This window comes from Citrobacter sp. VF227, from assembly GCF_052950715.1.
In genome coordinates, this window is the sequence record NZ_JBRFVF010000606.1 from 1 (window position 1) to 436 (window position 436).

General features: G+C 53.2%; 1 pseudogene. It reads right to left on the reverse strand.

Features of this window, described 5'->3' with window-relative positions:
• Positions 1–78 precede the first annotated feature (78 nt).
• Positions 79–436 (reverse strand): annotated as a pseudogene (gene gldA / locus ACU8YC_RS28135) (glycerol dehydrogenase); the annotation flags it as partial.

Consider the following 436-nt stretch of genomic DNA (forward strand, 5'->3'; position numbering starts at 1 on the left):
GTTTTACCATAGACACCCCCTCCGGCAGAGACTGTCAGAGGGGGAGAAGATGTCGGATAAAAACTTACCGACGACTGATTAACGCGCCAGCCACTGCTGTCCCAGCAGGTCTGCCGTCAGAATATCGGCATGAACGCTTTCAGGCGTCACCGGGAACGGCATATTGTGTATGGTTTCACCTTCTGCGCAGGTCGCTTTGGCCACGGCCATCATCTTGCCGTCGATGTCATCTTTCACGCCCATTTCCGCTAACGTTACCGGCAGACCGACTTTCTGACAGAAATTCAGTACGGTTTCGATCTCTTCCATCGCGCTGTTTTGCAGCACCAACTGCGCCAGCGTACCAAAGGCGACTTTCTCACCGTGATACAAATGGTGGCACTCTTCCAGAATTGTAAACCCGTTATGAATAGCATGCGCTCCCGCAAGACCGCTG